Consider the following 13,210-nt stretch of genomic DNA (forward strand, 5'->3'; position numbering starts at 1 on the left):
TATGCAGGAATTAAATATACGGCAGATAAAAGAAGCTGTAAATGGTAAGATAATACAGGGGAATCCTAAATCACTTATTACTGATATATCTATTGACAGCAGGGAAGTTATGCCTGGAGATCTATTTATCCCTATCATTGGTAAAAATAATGATGGTCATAATTTTATAGAAGAGGCTGTAGATAATGGAGCTGAGGCGGTAATTGTAGATAGAGCAGTGAAATCTTATCCTCATTTAGCAATAATTTTAGTTAAAGATACTACATGTGCACTGCAGGACCTGGCTCATTATTATAGAATGAGATTTTTTGATTTAGAGGTTATAGGAGTTACTGGAAGTGCGGGTAAAACTACCAGTAAAGATATGATCGCGGCAGTTATCTCAGAAAAATATGACGTTTTGAAAACTGGAGGCAATTATAATAATCACATTGGCTTACCGTTAACTTTATTTAAATTAAGTGGAAAAGAAGACTTTGCTGTTTTGGAAATGGGTATGAGTGGTCTTGGGGAGATAAAATTATTATCCAGTATTGCTTTCCCTAAATACGGTGTTGTTACAAATGTTGGGCCAGCACATTTAAAACAGTTAGGATCAGTTACAAAAATTGCTGAAGCCAAAAGTGAACTTATAGAATCTCTGCCTAAAGATGGAATTGCTTTTTTAAATTATGATGATAATAATACAAGAAAAATGGCAGCAAATTTTTCAGGCAGAACTGTATTTTTTGGCTGTCAGGCTGGTGCTGATTATCAGGTAATAAAATCAGAATATATTATTAAGGAAAGCAGACATTATTTTACTGTACTAAACTCCAATAAAAAATATATTTTTTATTTAAGAAAACCGGGCCAGCATAATATATATAATGCTCTTCCTGCTGTAGCAATTGGTTTTGAGCTGGGCTTAAGTAAGAAAGAAATACAAAATGGATTAAATAGGGTTAAATATTCTCCTTTGAGAATGGATATTTTTGAACTGAAAAATAAATCAATAATTATTAATGATACATATAATGCCAATCCCCTTTCTATGCGGGCTGCACTTGATGTATTATCTGATTTAAAGGGAAAAAGGAAAATTGCTGTGTTGGGTGGAATGCTGGAGCTTGGAGAAAGAACCCGTTCAGCACATCTAAGAATTGGCGATTATCTTTACCAGCAGAATTATGATATACTACTGACTGTTGGACACCCTGCTGATATTATTGCTGAAGGAGCTTTAGAAGCAGGCATGTATGAAGATAATGTTATCTTATGTTCTGGAAATAGAGAAACAGCCGAACATCTTCTGCACATTATATCAGCAGATGATTTAATTCTTATTAAAGGATCAAGAGCAAATAAAATGGAAGAAATTGTTGATATATTGAGAGAGCAGGAGGAGCAGAACTGATGGTCTATATTACTGCATTTTTGATTCCACTTTTTTTGATGCTGTGTTTTGGGAACCCATTTATTTCATTATTAAAAAAAATTAATTTTGGACAGCAGATAAGAGAATTTGGACCCAAAAACCATTTAAAAAAATCTGGCATACCTACTATGGGCGGAGTTTTAATATTATTAATTTTTGTTTTTTCATTACTGTTATTTGCTGAGCTGAATTTAAAAATTGCTGTAGTTTTAGTATCCTCATTAATAATGGCAGCTGCTGGTTTTATGGATGATTTTTTAAAAATAAAACTGTCTCGATCACTGGGGTTAACAGCAGTACAAAAAATTGGTCTGCAGTTTATATCTGCACTGGTAGTGATTATCTATCTTTACTTTAGAGCAGAGCCATATTATGTTTTAATTCCTTTTGTTGGTTCCTACAGTATACCGTTTTATCTGACTGCTGTTCTTTCTTTTTTTACTATTATAGGTGCAGCTAATGCAGTTAATTTAACAGATGGTCTGGATGGTCTGGCAGCGGGTACTACTTTAGTTGTTTCATTAACTTTTGCTGTTATTTTTTTCTCCTTTTCGAATGATTATTTTACAGTAATGATGCTTATATTGGCAGGTAGCTGTCTGGGATTTTTGTGGTTTAATGGAAATCCGGCTCAGGTTTTTATGGGAGATGTTGGGTCTCTGGCTATCGGTGGAATTCTTGGTACAGCAGCCGTTATTACAGGGACAGAATTTTATTTATTAACTGCAGGGGGAGTATATGTAGCTGAAACTGTTTCAGTTATGATACAGGTACCTTATTTTAAACTAACTGGCGGAAAAAGAGTTTTTAAGATGACTCCTATCCATCATCATTTTGAACTTGCAGGGACTGCAGAAAATAAAGTTGTAATTAGATTTATTATTGTAAATGTTATTTTATCATTATTAACTATTTATTCACTTTATGTTTAAAGGGGTTTGATTATTTTGTATTTGAAAAACAAAAAAATTGCAGTAATGGGATTCAGCAGTAGAACCGGAATTTCTCTTGTTAAATTTTTAAATAATAAGGGTGCCAAAATTATTATTTCTGACACTAAAAACAAAAAAGAACTTGACAATTTAATAAAAGAAATTGATGGCATTAATTGTGAATTTGATTTTGGTGGACACAGCAAAAAAATTTTAGAATCTGAATTAATAGTGATGAGTCCGGGTGTACCGCTGAATATTCCAATTTTAAACCAGGCTAAACTGCTGGATATAGAAATAATTAGCGAAATAGAACTTGCGTACAGATTTTGCAGAGCTAAAATTATAGCTGTCACAGGTACAAATGGCAAAACTACAACTGTAGATCTTCTTGGTAAAATGCTGCAGGGAATGGACAATAAAAAAGTAAGGACAGCAGGGAATATAGGTATTCCTCTTATTTCGGTAGTGGATGATTTAAATAAAGATGATATCATTGTTGTCGAAGTAAGTTCTTTTCAGCTGGCAGCGGTAAAAGAATTTAGACCCTGGATTTCTATATATCTTAATTACAGTCCCGATCATTTAGATCGACACATTAATGAAGAAGCCTATAAAAATGCTAAACTTAAAATATTTTCTAATCAGACTAAAGATGATTATGCCTTAATTGATATTGATGATGTATATCTTAATTCAATACGAGATAATATTCCAGCCAGAACGCTGTATCTTTCTCAAAATAATAAGGATGCTGATTTATTTATTGAAAACACAAAACTGATGCTTAAAAAAAATAATAGAGAAATAGAAATTTTAGATTATCGCTATATGGATTTACCTGGAGATCATAACAAAAAAAATTCAGCTTTTGCAGCCGCAGCAGCATATCTTTGTGGTCAGAATAGAACAAAAATCAGAAATGTTTTAAAAAATTACTCTTTAAAAGAACATAGGATGGAATTCATACAAAATAATAGTGGTTTTATATTAGTGGATGATTCAAAAGCAACCAATCCTGCTGCAGCTGTTAAAGCCGTTGAAAGTTTTAAACAGCCTGTAGTTTTAATTGCAGGTGGACAGGACAGAAATGCAGATTTTAGTGAATTAATTGATGTAATTGATAAAAAAGTTAAATTTTTAATTCTGCTTGGAGAAACAGCGGATCAAATTTATGATTTAACTGTTAAAAAAACTTCTGTTGCTGCTGTTAAAGTTTCTGATATGCAGGAAGCTGTTGTAACAGCATTTAAAAAAATGAAAGAAGGAGATTGTCTGCTCCTTTCACCTGCCTGTCCGAGCTGGGACATGTATGAAAACTATAAAGTAAGAGGTAATATTTTCAAAAAAGAAGTACAAAATATACTTAATTTTAAGTAGTATAGTGTAAAATATGAGTAGGGTGTTTTAAATATGCGCGAAAAAAAATTACCTGATTTAATGTTGATCTTTGTGGTAATGACTCTGATAGTAATTGGGTTAATTATGATACTTTCTGCCAGTTCTATAAAAGCTCAGGATTATTATGGGGATAATTTTTATTTTTTTAAAAATCAAATTAAATATTTAATTATAGGGTTATTATTTATGTTTCTGACCATAAAAATTGATTATAATGTTGTCAGAAAAGCTGCTCCCTTAATTGTTTTATCTGCAGTTTTTTTACTAGTTATAGTATTAATCCCTGCTGTGGGTAAAATGGTTGGTGGTGCACGAAGATGGCTTTCTTTAGGGCCTATCAGTGGTCAGCCTTCTGAATATGCAAAACTGGCAGTAATTATTTATCTTGCTGCATATTTTGATAATGAAGATAATGATATAAAAAATTTTACAAGTGGTCTGCTTCCTGCTTTGATCATAATTAGTATAATATTTTTATTAATTTTATTAGAACCGGATCTGGGTACAGCTATAATGATTGCAGCTATCTCTGCCATAATAATTTTTTCAGCAGGTATAAAGATGAGACATTTTTTTACTCTGATACTGATTACTGTACCCATGTTGTTCTATTTCATTTATTCAAGTCCATATAGGAGGGAAAGGATGTTTGCATTTATTGATCCCTGGAAAGACCCACTGGACACAGGTTACCATATTATTCAGTCTTTACTTGCACTTGGATCAGGCGGTATATTTGGAGTTGGACCAGGAGGCAGCCATCAAAAATTTCTCTATCTTCCTGAACCAGGTACAGATTTTATATTTGCAGTTTTGGGAGAAGAATTTGGCCTGATTGGTACCTTGACTGTTCTGGTGTTATTTTTTCTTTTTGCCTGGAGGGGTTTAAAGATAGCTGTTAATGCTCAGGATGTATTTTCCTCACTGCTGGCGGTTGGTATAACATCATTTATTGTACTACAGGCAGTATTAAATATAGGTGTTGCAATAGCAGTTTTGCCGGTAACCGGTATTACTTTACCTTTCGTAAGTTATGGAGGCTCTTCACTTATTATTATTTTGTCATCTCTCGGACTGTTGTTAAATATATCCAGATATACAAAGAAATGAGGTTAAATATGAAAGCAGTAATTACTGGTGGTGGTACAGGTGGACATATTTATCCTGCTCTGGCAGTTGCAGATAGGCTTAAAAAATTGGGGTGGGAAGTTTTATATATAGGTTCTAATTTTAGATTGGAATCTGAGATTGTTCCTGAAGCAGGTTTTAAATTTGAGTCAATTCCTGTTATGTCACTGCCCAGAAAAATTTCATTTGACATAATATATTCTATAAAAGAAAATTTAAAAGGACTATTTAAAGCTTATCAAATAATAAAAAAATATGATGCAGATATTGTAATTGGGACAGGAGGTTTTGTTGCTGGCCCTGTTGTTCTGGCAGCATATTTTAATAATATTTTTACTTTGATACATGAACAAAATGCATATCCAGGTATAACAAATAAAATTTCATCATTTTTTGCTGATATAATCTGTTTAAATTTTTCTGAAGCTGACCAGTATTTTCCAAAGTCTGTCAGAAAAAAAACAAAATTAACTGGTAATCCAGTAAGACAGGAGATTATAGATAGAACAAGAATGGAAGGAGCTTTAGAACTGGGGCTTAACTACGATTGGAAAACTATTTTAATTGTTGGCGGAAGTCAGGGAGCTGAGAGTATCAATCAGGCTTCAATTTCACTGTACAGATATATAAGTAATAACCCTAAAAAAAAGATTCAGCTGCTTCATATAACAGGTAAAAAAAATTACCAGTCTGTTCTTGAGATGCTGGAAAATTACAAGATAGATATTGAAAATGACAGCAGAATAAAAATCTTTTCTTACCTATCAAATATAGAAAATGCTCTTGCAGCATCTGATCTGGTAATTTCGCGTGCTGGGGCAACAGGTATTTCTGAAATTACAGTTAAGGGATTAGCAGCTCTGCTGATACCTTTTCCTCATTCTGCTGAAGATCATCAGCTGTATAATGCATCTTCTCTCTGCAGTAATGGTGCAGCTTTGATGATTGAAGAAAAAAATTTAAATGGAGAGATTTTACTCAGAAAAACTCTTGAGATTATTGAAAATGATAGAAGATTAAAATATATGAAACAAAAGAGTAAAGCTGTGGCAAGAGAAGATTCACTGGATAAAATAATAAATATAATAATAGAAAAGATTAATTAGGGGAGATTTTTGTGCTAAAAAAAGGTGCTCATATTCATTTAATAGGAATTGGTGGAGTTTCAATGAGCGGTATTGCTAAGATATTATTTAAAAGGGGATATAAAGTAAGTGGTTCTGATCTAAAAAAAAGCAAATATCTTAAAGATTTAGATGAAAACAATGTAAATATTATTATCGGACACAAAAAAGAAAATATTATAGGTGCTGATTATGTTGTTTATTCCAGTGCTGTGCCTGAAGATAATGTTGAAATTAAAGCAGCAAAAAAGCTTAATATTCCTATTTTTAGGAGGGCTGAGATGCTTGCTGAACTAATGAAAGAGAAGAAAACAATAGCAGTTGCAGGAACACATGGGAAGACAACCACAACAGCTATGCTTGCTGCTATTTTTAAAAATGCTGACAAAGATCCAGCTATCATGGTAGGAGGATATCTTCCGGAAATAGGTGGGAATGTATCTGATGGAAAAGGAGAATTTTTTATTACAGAAGCTGATGAAAGTGATGGATCATTTCTGTATTTTGATCCATATACTGTATTGTTTACCAATTTGGAGCTTGATCATGCTGATTTTTATAAAGATATTGATGAAATAAAATATGTATTCAAACAGTTTTCTGATAAAGTAAATAATAAAGGCTTTATTATTTATAATAGAGATGACAAAAATCTTGCCAAATTATTTAAAAATAATCAGTTTAAATTCGGCATAAAAGATGGCGATTATATATCAGCTGACATTAAATATTGTAAAGAGAGAAGTAGTTTTAAGTTTTATAGCAGTAGTCAATATATTGGAGAAATACAATTAAAGGTGCCTGGTGAATATAATATTTATAATGCTCTTGCAGCTGCATCGTGTGCATTTCAGCTGGGTATTGATTTTGATATTATTTCTACTGCATTAAAAAATTTTAAGGGTGTTGGAAGAAGATTTGAATTTAAAGGCAAATTATTAGATAATAAAGTTGATGTGGTAGATGATTATGCCCATCATCCATCTGAAATAAAATCTCTACTTAAAGCTGCACAAAATATAGGTTATAAAGAAGTAATTGTTGTATTTCAGCCTCACCGCTACAGCCGAACTAAAAAGTTGTTCAATGAATTTTCATCAGCCTTTGGTGATGCTGATACTTTATATCTTACAGATATTTATTCAGCTGAAGAAAAAAATGATTTTAATATAAGTTCTCAGGATTTACAAAAGGCTGTTGAAAAAAATTCTGATGTTGATGTCAGATATTTTTCCTCTTTCTCTCAAATAAAAGCAGATATTTTAAACAATCTTAAAGAAGGACAGCTTATTTTAACTGTTGGAGCCGGAAATATTTATAAACTGGGGGAAGATCTACTTTCTGACAGGAGGAAATGATGAATAAAAAGCCTTTAACAATTTTATTAATTATATTTTTTTTAATAACGGCTTCAATATCATTTTTGTTTTCTCCTTTTTTTAAAGTAAGGGAATTCAGCATTCATTCCCGTCAGGAAATTGACAAAAAAGCTCTGCAGAGGGCACTGCTGGAATTATATGATTATAATATTTTGCTGTTAGATAAAGATATTATAAAATCTAAGCTGGAGAGGTTTTCTTTTATTTCTTCAATAGAAATAAAAAAAACTCTTCCGTCAAAAGTACATATTATAATTGATGAAAGGACACCAATTGCCTGGATTGATAATAAAAAATCGAGAATAATTTTTTCTGCAGACGGGATAATACTGAATGAAGTTACAGATGATAGAATAATTGATCTTCCAGAGTTAGCCGGAGTAGCTTATAAATTTGATAATAATAAATTGAAGTTTCCTGATTATACAGACGTTTTATTTTCAGCATTATTAAAAATTGATCAAAATTTACTGCATAAAATAAATAAAATATTGTATACAGATGATGGCATTTATAAACTTTATTTAGATACCAATACAGGTGTTAATTTAGGAACTAAAGAAAATATAGAGAAGAAATTTAATATACTGGCTTCAATTTTACAAAAAATCGAGTCTGAGAATAAAAAAGCTGACTATATAGACCTTAAAGTTGTAAAACATCCTGTAATAAAACTTAAAAGTGAATAATATAATTGAATAGTAATAAAGGAAAAAAGATATTTATATTGAAATATTAAAATTAAGTGTGCAATTTACTGTTTTGAATATAAATAAAGAAGAAAAATGAAGAGAAAGGGGGTAGACTGTTATGAAAAGAAGAAAAAAAATTATAACAGGACTAGATATTGGAACTACAAAAATATGTGCTCTAATTGCAGAAATTGGTGGAGAGGGTAATATAGAGATAATTGGAATCGGACTTTCCCCTTCAAATGGACTCCGTAAAGGAATAGTTGTGGATATAGATAAAACCAGCCATGCAATCAAAAGTGCAGTACAAAAGGCTGAAAGGATGGCAGGTATAAAAGTTGACTCTGCATATGTTGGTATAGCTGGTTCCCATATTCAATCTATCAATAGTCATGGAATTGTTGCAGTTACAGGTGATGAAAAAGAAATAAAAAAGAGTGATATAGAGAGGGTACTTGATGCAGCCAAAATTATACCTTTATCTGCAGAAGAAGAGATACTGCATGTTTTAGCACGAGAATTTATTGTTGATGGGTGCCCGGGAATAAAAGATCCTCTGGGAATGTCAGGTGTCAGACTTGAGGTTGAGACTCATATTGTTAAAGGAGCTTCTACTTCTATTCAAAATTTAGTAAAAAGTGTTTTGAGGGCTGGTTTAAGTGTTGATGATGTTGTTTTAGAGCCACTTGCTTCCAGTGAATCGGTTTTATCTGATGATGAGAAAGAACTGGGAGTTGTACTTGTTGATATTGGTGGTGGAACAACAGATTTGATTGTATTTCATGAAGGAAGTATCACACACACTTCTGTTTTACCTGTTGGCGGCAACCATGTTAGTAATGATATTGCTGTAGGCTTAAGAACACCTGTATCGGAGGCTGAAAAGATAAAAATACTTTATGGCTCTGCAATTGCTGAAAAAATTGATGAGGAAGACTTCATAGATGTTCTTTCTGCAAGTGGTAGAGAAAGAAAAAAGATACCAAGGCGTATTTTGGGTGAAGTAATAGAGCCCCGTATGAAAGAAATTTTTAGTATGGTTAAAAAAGAGTTGAAAACAGTTGGACCGGCTGATTTAACTCCAGCTGGAATGGTGATTACAGGTGGTGCATCACTGCTGGAATATTCAGGTGATCTTGCTGCACAGGTAACAGAACTTCCCGTAAGAGTTGGAGAACCTGATTATGTAAGTGGGCTTTCTAATATTATTGATAATCCTGTATATATAAAAAAAGGTGATACTGTGCCTAAAGCCATTTTTTCTACCTCAGTAGGTTTAGTACAGTTTGGAATTAAAGATGATGATAGGGGTGAAAGCAAAAAAAGTAGTAATAGTAAAACAATTGTTAATAACTTTTTTGGTAAATTAAAAAATTGGTTTAACGAATTTTTTTAAATCACAGCAAAATAAATAATATCCTTATAATAGAGGAGGGAAAATGAGTGTTTGATATTGGTACAGAAATTGAACAGTTTGCAAATATAAAAGTTGTTGGAGTAGGTGGTGGCGGCAATAATGCCGTAAACCGCATGATACAGGAAGGGTTAGAAGGTGTAGAATTTGTTGCAGTAAATACAGATGCTCAGGCATTAATGTCTTCAAATGCAGGCATTACAATTAGAATAGGCGAAAAAATGACTAAAGGTTTAGGTGCTGGTTCTAATCCACAGATTGGACTAGAAGCGGCTCAGGAAAATAAAGAAGAAATCAGTCAGGCAATACAGGGAGCTGATATGGTATTTATAACTGCAGGTATGGGTGGAGGTACCGGTACTGGAGCTGCTCCAGTTGTTGCTGAAGCTGCAAAAGAAGTAGGAGCTCTGACAGTGGGAGTTGTTACAAAACCATTTACTGTTGAAGGAAAAAAACGAATGAATAATGCAATTCAGGGAATTAATGAATTAAAAACTAAAGTAGATACTTTAATTGTTATTCCAAATGACCGCCTGTTGGAAGTGGCTGAAAAGCAGACCAGCTTAATGGAAGCTTTTAAAATAGCTGATAATGTTTTGCGCCAGGGTGTACAGGGGATTTCGGATCTTATTACAATTACAGGTATTATCAATTTGGATTTTGCAGATGTAAAAACTATTATGACAGAAGCTGGTTCTGCTCTAATGGGAATAGGTAGAGCTAGTGGGGATAATAGAGCTTCTGAAGCAGCAAAGCAGGCTATTGCTTCACCACTGCTGGAAGCTTCAGTAGATGGTGCAAGAGGAGTGCTGTTAAATATAACTGGAGGACTTGATCTCGGTATACATGAAGCAAATGAGGCAGCCAGAGTTATTCAGGAAGTAGCTGATCCAGAAGCAAATATTATATTAGGTGCTGTAATAGATGAAGAGCTGGAAGATGAAATTAAGGTTACTGTAATAGCTACAGGTTTTGATACAGCTAGATCTGCAAAAAAAAGCAAAAAATTTGACAGTACTCCCGAAGCAGAAGATCTATCAGATAGTGATTTTGAAATGGAAAGTTTTTCTGGTGATGATCTGGATATTCCGGCTTTTTTGCGAAAAAAACAAGACTAATATAAATCCTGATATATAACATATCAGGATTTATATTAGCAGTTTTTGATAAGCAGCTCTTGGTACTTATATACTTTAGCGCTATCAGTATCAATAAAATTTAGTTATTTTTGATGAGTTTGGTGATTTTTATGTTTAAATATGTTAATGATACCTGTGATTATCTGCAGTTTAAAAATGGCACAGATAATCTATTTAAAATAATTTTTTCTACCCGCAGAGGTGGAATTAGTGATTTTCCATATAATTCTTTAAACCTTGGTCTGCATGTGGGAGATAAAAAAGACAATGTAATAAAAAATAGAGATATTTTATTCAATGCGGCCGGTATAAACAAAAAATCTGCTGTAGTTGTAGAACAGATACATGGCAGCAGAATTGCTGTGGTTGATAAAAAAAATTCTGGCTGTGGATATTTTGCACATTCAAATGCTCTTTCTGGGTTTGATGGTATGATTACCAAAGAAAAAAATCTCCCTCTTTTTGCCTTTTTTGCTGATTGTGTTCCTATTATTTTATTTGATGATAAAAATCGTACTGCAGGTATTGCTCATGCTGGATGGAGAGGGACTATAGAAAAAATAGCAGCTAGAATAGTGGATAAAGCTGTAAAAGAATTTTCTTCAAAACTGGCGGATATTAATATCATTATTGGTCCATCAATTTCAATGAAAAATTATGAAGTTGATAAAAAACTGGCAGATTTATTTTTACAGGAATTTAATAACAGGGATAATTTTATTATAAAGTTAAATAATAGTTATTATCTTGATTTAAAAAAAGTGAATAGGAAAATACTGCTTGATTTAGGAATAAAAAATGAAAATATTTTTGTCGAAAATAAATACTGTACATTTGAAGATGAAGATTTATTTTATTCTTATAGGAGAGATGGTAGAAGCACAGGAAGAATGGCTGCTGTTATTGAGATTATTTAATCTGTTAGCTGCTGAAATGTTAAAGGATGATTAAAGTGAAAAGAAAATCTTTCAAAAAAAGATTTTTGCCATATGTGATATTTTTTATAGTTTTTGTTTTAATTATTATTATTACCCAGATTTTGGATTTTTCTGATTATGATATAATTACCGCTGCTCATGGAGAAATTATTGATGGTTTTGAGACTAAAGCGTTAATTATAAGAGATGAAAAAAATATAAAATCTCCTGCAGCCGGGAAAGTGAATTTGTCTTCACTAGAAGGAGATAGAATTTCTACCGGCACAAAAGTTGCTGAAATAAGTTTAGAAAATGGGAATTTGAGTATATATAATAAAATTCCTGGTATTTTAAGTTATGCTACAGATGGTTTGGAATCTACGGTCATTCCTTCTAATATGAATAAACTTGATTTAAATAACATAGAAAAATATAAAGGCAATTACCGCCATTTAATTTCTGGAAATAAAATTGAACAAGGGAAGACTCTCTACAGAATAATTAATAATTTCCGTTTATTTTTAATTGTTCCTGCTGAAAAAGAAGAAGCGGAACGTTTTAGAATTAATGAAATTATTTTTCTAACAGAACAGAAGAAAACAGATTTAATCAGAGGTAGAATTATTGATATTACTGAAGGAATAGATAAATCTTTTATATTTGTTAAAATGGACATATTTGTACCAAAATGGATAAATATCAGGTGGATTGACATAAATTTTATTAAAAATATTTATAGAGGTATAAAAATTCCCAGGAGTGCTGTGTTTACTCAACCATCCGGTCAGGGAGTTTTGAAATTAAGTGGATATAACAAACATGTTTTTCAGGAAGTAATTGTGGTAGATGGTGATCAGGAAAATGTAATAGTTAAAGGCTTAGAAGTTGGAGTTCAGGTTATTGTAAACCCTGAAGACTTTAATTATGGTATTGAGGAGTGAATTATGTTGGAAAAAGAAGATTTGATTTCCAGATTGAATAAAGTTAAGAAAGAAATTAAAGAATCTGCTGAAAAAGCTGGCAGAAAATATGAAGAAATTAATCTTATAGCTGTCAGTAAAAATCATCCGGTCGAATCTATAAAAGTTCTCAAAAATACAGGTGTAAAATTATTTGGAGAAAATAGAGTACAGGAACTGGAAGAAAAAGATAATAAACTTAAAAAAATTAACATAGAAATAGACTGGCATTTTATTGGACATTTGCAGAGAAACAAAGTAAAATATTTAATGAGGATGCCAAATTGTAAGATGATTGAATCACTTGACAGCTGGCGTCTTGCCAAAGAAATTGATAAAAGAGCCAAAAAAAATAATAGAAATATACCGCTTCTAATTGAAGTTAATATAGCAGAAGATGAAAATAAATATGGAATTAAACCTAATAAAGTTGAAACTTTTTTAAAAAAAGTTATTAAATTAGATAATATTGAAATAAAAGGATTAATGACTATTGCTCCTTATAATGAAAATCCTGAAGAAGCTCGTCCTTATTTTAGAAAGATGAAAAAAATACAGCAGGATTTAAATGACAGAGTGTACCCACTTCCCGAATTGTCCATGGGTATGAGTAATGATTATAAAATTGCGGTTGAAGAAGGAGCTACAGCTGTTAGAATAGGTACTGCAATTTTTGGAAAAAGAAATTATTAGAAGCAGGAGGCGGAT

Annotated in this window: 12 protein-coding genes; all 12 read left to right on the top strand. The window is 32.1% G+C overall.

Going from position 1 to position 13,210, the window contains the following annotated elements; genetic code table 11:
• The first annotated feature begins 1 nt into the window (after nt 1).
• The 12 genes from murF to DFR78_RS00185 all read left to right on the top strand — a co-directional run bounded on the left by murF (nt 2) and on the right by DFR78_RS00185 (nt 13,195).
• Nucleotides 2-1,396: a UDP-N-acetylmuramoyl-tripeptide--D-alanyl-D-alanine ligase gene (gene murF / locus DFR78_RS00130; protein WP_114456820.1), complete on the top strand. Its 1,395-nt coding sequence runs from the start codon at nt 2-4 to the stop codon at nt 1,394-1,396.
• A complete protein-coding gene (mraY, locus tag DFR78_RS00135; RefSeq protein WP_114456821.1) occupies nt 1,396-2,349 on the top strand; it encodes a phospho-N-acetylmuramoyl-pentapeptide-transferase in 954 nt (317 codons plus the stop codon). The genes murF and mraY overlap by 1 nt, the downstream gene beginning before the upstream one ends.
• 15 nt (nt 2,350-2,364) lie before the next feature.
• Complete coding sequence (gene murD, locus DFR78_RS00140) at nt 2,365-3,729, top strand: UDP-N-acetylmuramoyl-L-alanine--D-glutamate ligase (RefSeq protein ID WP_114456822.1); 1,365 nt, start codon at nt 2,365-2,367, stop codon at nt 3,727-3,729.
• Between the two features lie 33 nt (nt 3,730-3,762).
• Nucleotides 3,763-4,860 (top strand): putative lipid II flippase FtsW, encoded by a 1,098-nt coding sequence (gene ftsW, locus DFR78_RS00145; protein ID WP_114456823.1) that lies wholly within the window; start codon nt 3,763-3,765, stop codon nt 4,858-4,860.
• Between the two features lie 8 nt (nt 4,861-4,868).
• Nucleotides 4,869-5,984 (top strand): undecaprenyldiphospho-muramoylpentapeptide beta-N-acetylglucosaminyltransferase, encoded by a 1,116-nt coding sequence (gene murG / locus DFR78_RS00150; protein WP_114456824.1) that lies wholly within the window; start codon nt 4,869-4,871, stop codon nt 5,982-5,984.
• Between the two features lie 11 nt (nt 5,985-5,995).
• A complete protein-coding gene (gene murC / locus DFR78_RS00155) occupies nt 5,996-7,360 on the top strand; it encodes a UDP-N-acetylmuramate--L-alanine ligase (protein WP_114456825.1) in 1,365 nt (454 codons plus the stop codon).
• On the top strand, nt 7,360-8,070 hold the full coding sequence (locus DFR78_RS00160; protein WP_158531677.1) for a cell division protein FtsQ/DivIB: 711 nt from the start codon (nt 7,360-7,362) through the stop codon (nt 8,068-8,070). Before murC ends, DFR78_RS00160 begins: the two co-directional genes overlap by 1 nt.
• A gap of 121 nt (nt 8,071-8,191) precedes the next feature.
• Nucleotides 8,192-9,469, top strand: coding sequence for a cell division protein FtsA (ftsA, locus tag DFR78_RS00165; protein WP_114456827.1), 1,278 nt, complete (start codon nt 8,192-8,194; stop codon nt 9,467-9,469).
• Nucleotides 9,470-9,516: 47 nt separating this feature from the next.
• Entirely contained in the window at nt 9,517-10,605 is a 1,089-nt protein-coding gene (ftsZ, locus tag DFR78_RS00170; protein ID WP_114456828.1) for a cell division protein FtsZ, read from the top strand.
• Between the two features lie 131 nt (nt 10,606-10,736).
• Nucleotides 10,737-11,543 (top strand): peptidoglycan editing factor PgeF, encoded by an 807-nt coding sequence (gene pgeF, locus DFR78_RS00175; protein WP_158531678.1) that lies wholly within the window; start codon nt 10,737-10,739, stop codon nt 11,541-11,543.
• A gap of 35 nt (nt 11,544-11,578) precedes the next feature.
• A complete protein-coding gene (locus tag DFR78_RS00180; protein ID WP_369834868.1) occupies nt 11,579-12,484 on the top strand; it encodes an HlyD family efflux transporter periplasmic adaptor subunit in 906 nt (301 codons plus the stop codon).
• A gap of 3 nt (nt 12,485-12,487) precedes the next feature.
• The gene (locus tag DFR78_RS00185) at nt 12,488-13,195 is read left to right on the top strand and encodes a YggS family pyridoxal phosphate-dependent enzyme (RefSeq protein ID WP_114456831.1); all 708 of its coding nucleotides are present in this window, start codon (nt 12,488-12,490) and stop codon (nt 13,193-13,195) included.
• Nucleotides 13,196-13,210 lie beyond the last annotated feature (15 nt).

It is taken from the genome of Halanaerobium sp. MA284_MarDTE_T2, from assembly GCF_003337245.1.
Classification (GTDB): domain Bacteria; phylum Bacillota; class Halanaerobiia; order Halanaerobiales; family Halanaerobiaceae; genus QPJE01.

What these genes read in the sequence shown, in the direction of transcription:
- murF (WP_114456820.1), top strand. Translation starts at nt 2, where the DNA reads ATGCAGGAATTAAATATACGGCAGATAAAAGAAGCTGTAAATGGTAAG.
- pgeF (WP_158531678.1), top strand. Translation starts at nt 10,737, where the DNA reads ATGTTTAAATATGTTAATGATACCTGTGATTATCTGCAGTTTAAAAAT.
- DFR78_RS00160 (WP_158531677.1), top strand. Translation starts at nt 7,360, where the DNA reads ATGAATAAAAAGCCTTTAACAATTTTATTAATTATATTTTTTTTAATA.
- mraY (WP_114456821.1), top strand. Translation starts at nt 1,396, where the DNA reads ATGGTCTATATTACTGCATTTTTGATTCCACTTTTTTTGATGCTGTGT.
- ftsW (WP_114456823.1), top strand. Translation starts at nt 3,763, where the DNA reads ATGCGCGAAAAAAAATTACCTGATTTAATGTTGATCTTTGTGGTAATG.
- murG (WP_114456824.1), top strand. Translation starts at nt 4,869, where the DNA reads ATGAAAGCAGTAATTACTGGTGGTGGTACAGGTGGACATATTTATCCT.
- DFR78_RS00185 (WP_114456831.1), top strand. Translation starts at nt 12,488, where the DNA reads ATGTTGGAAAAAGAAGATTTGATTTCCAGATTGAATAAAGTTAAGAAA.
- ftsA (WP_114456827.1), top strand. Translation starts at nt 8,192, where the DNA reads ATGAAAAGAAGAAAAAAAATTATAACAGGACTAGATATTGGAACTACA.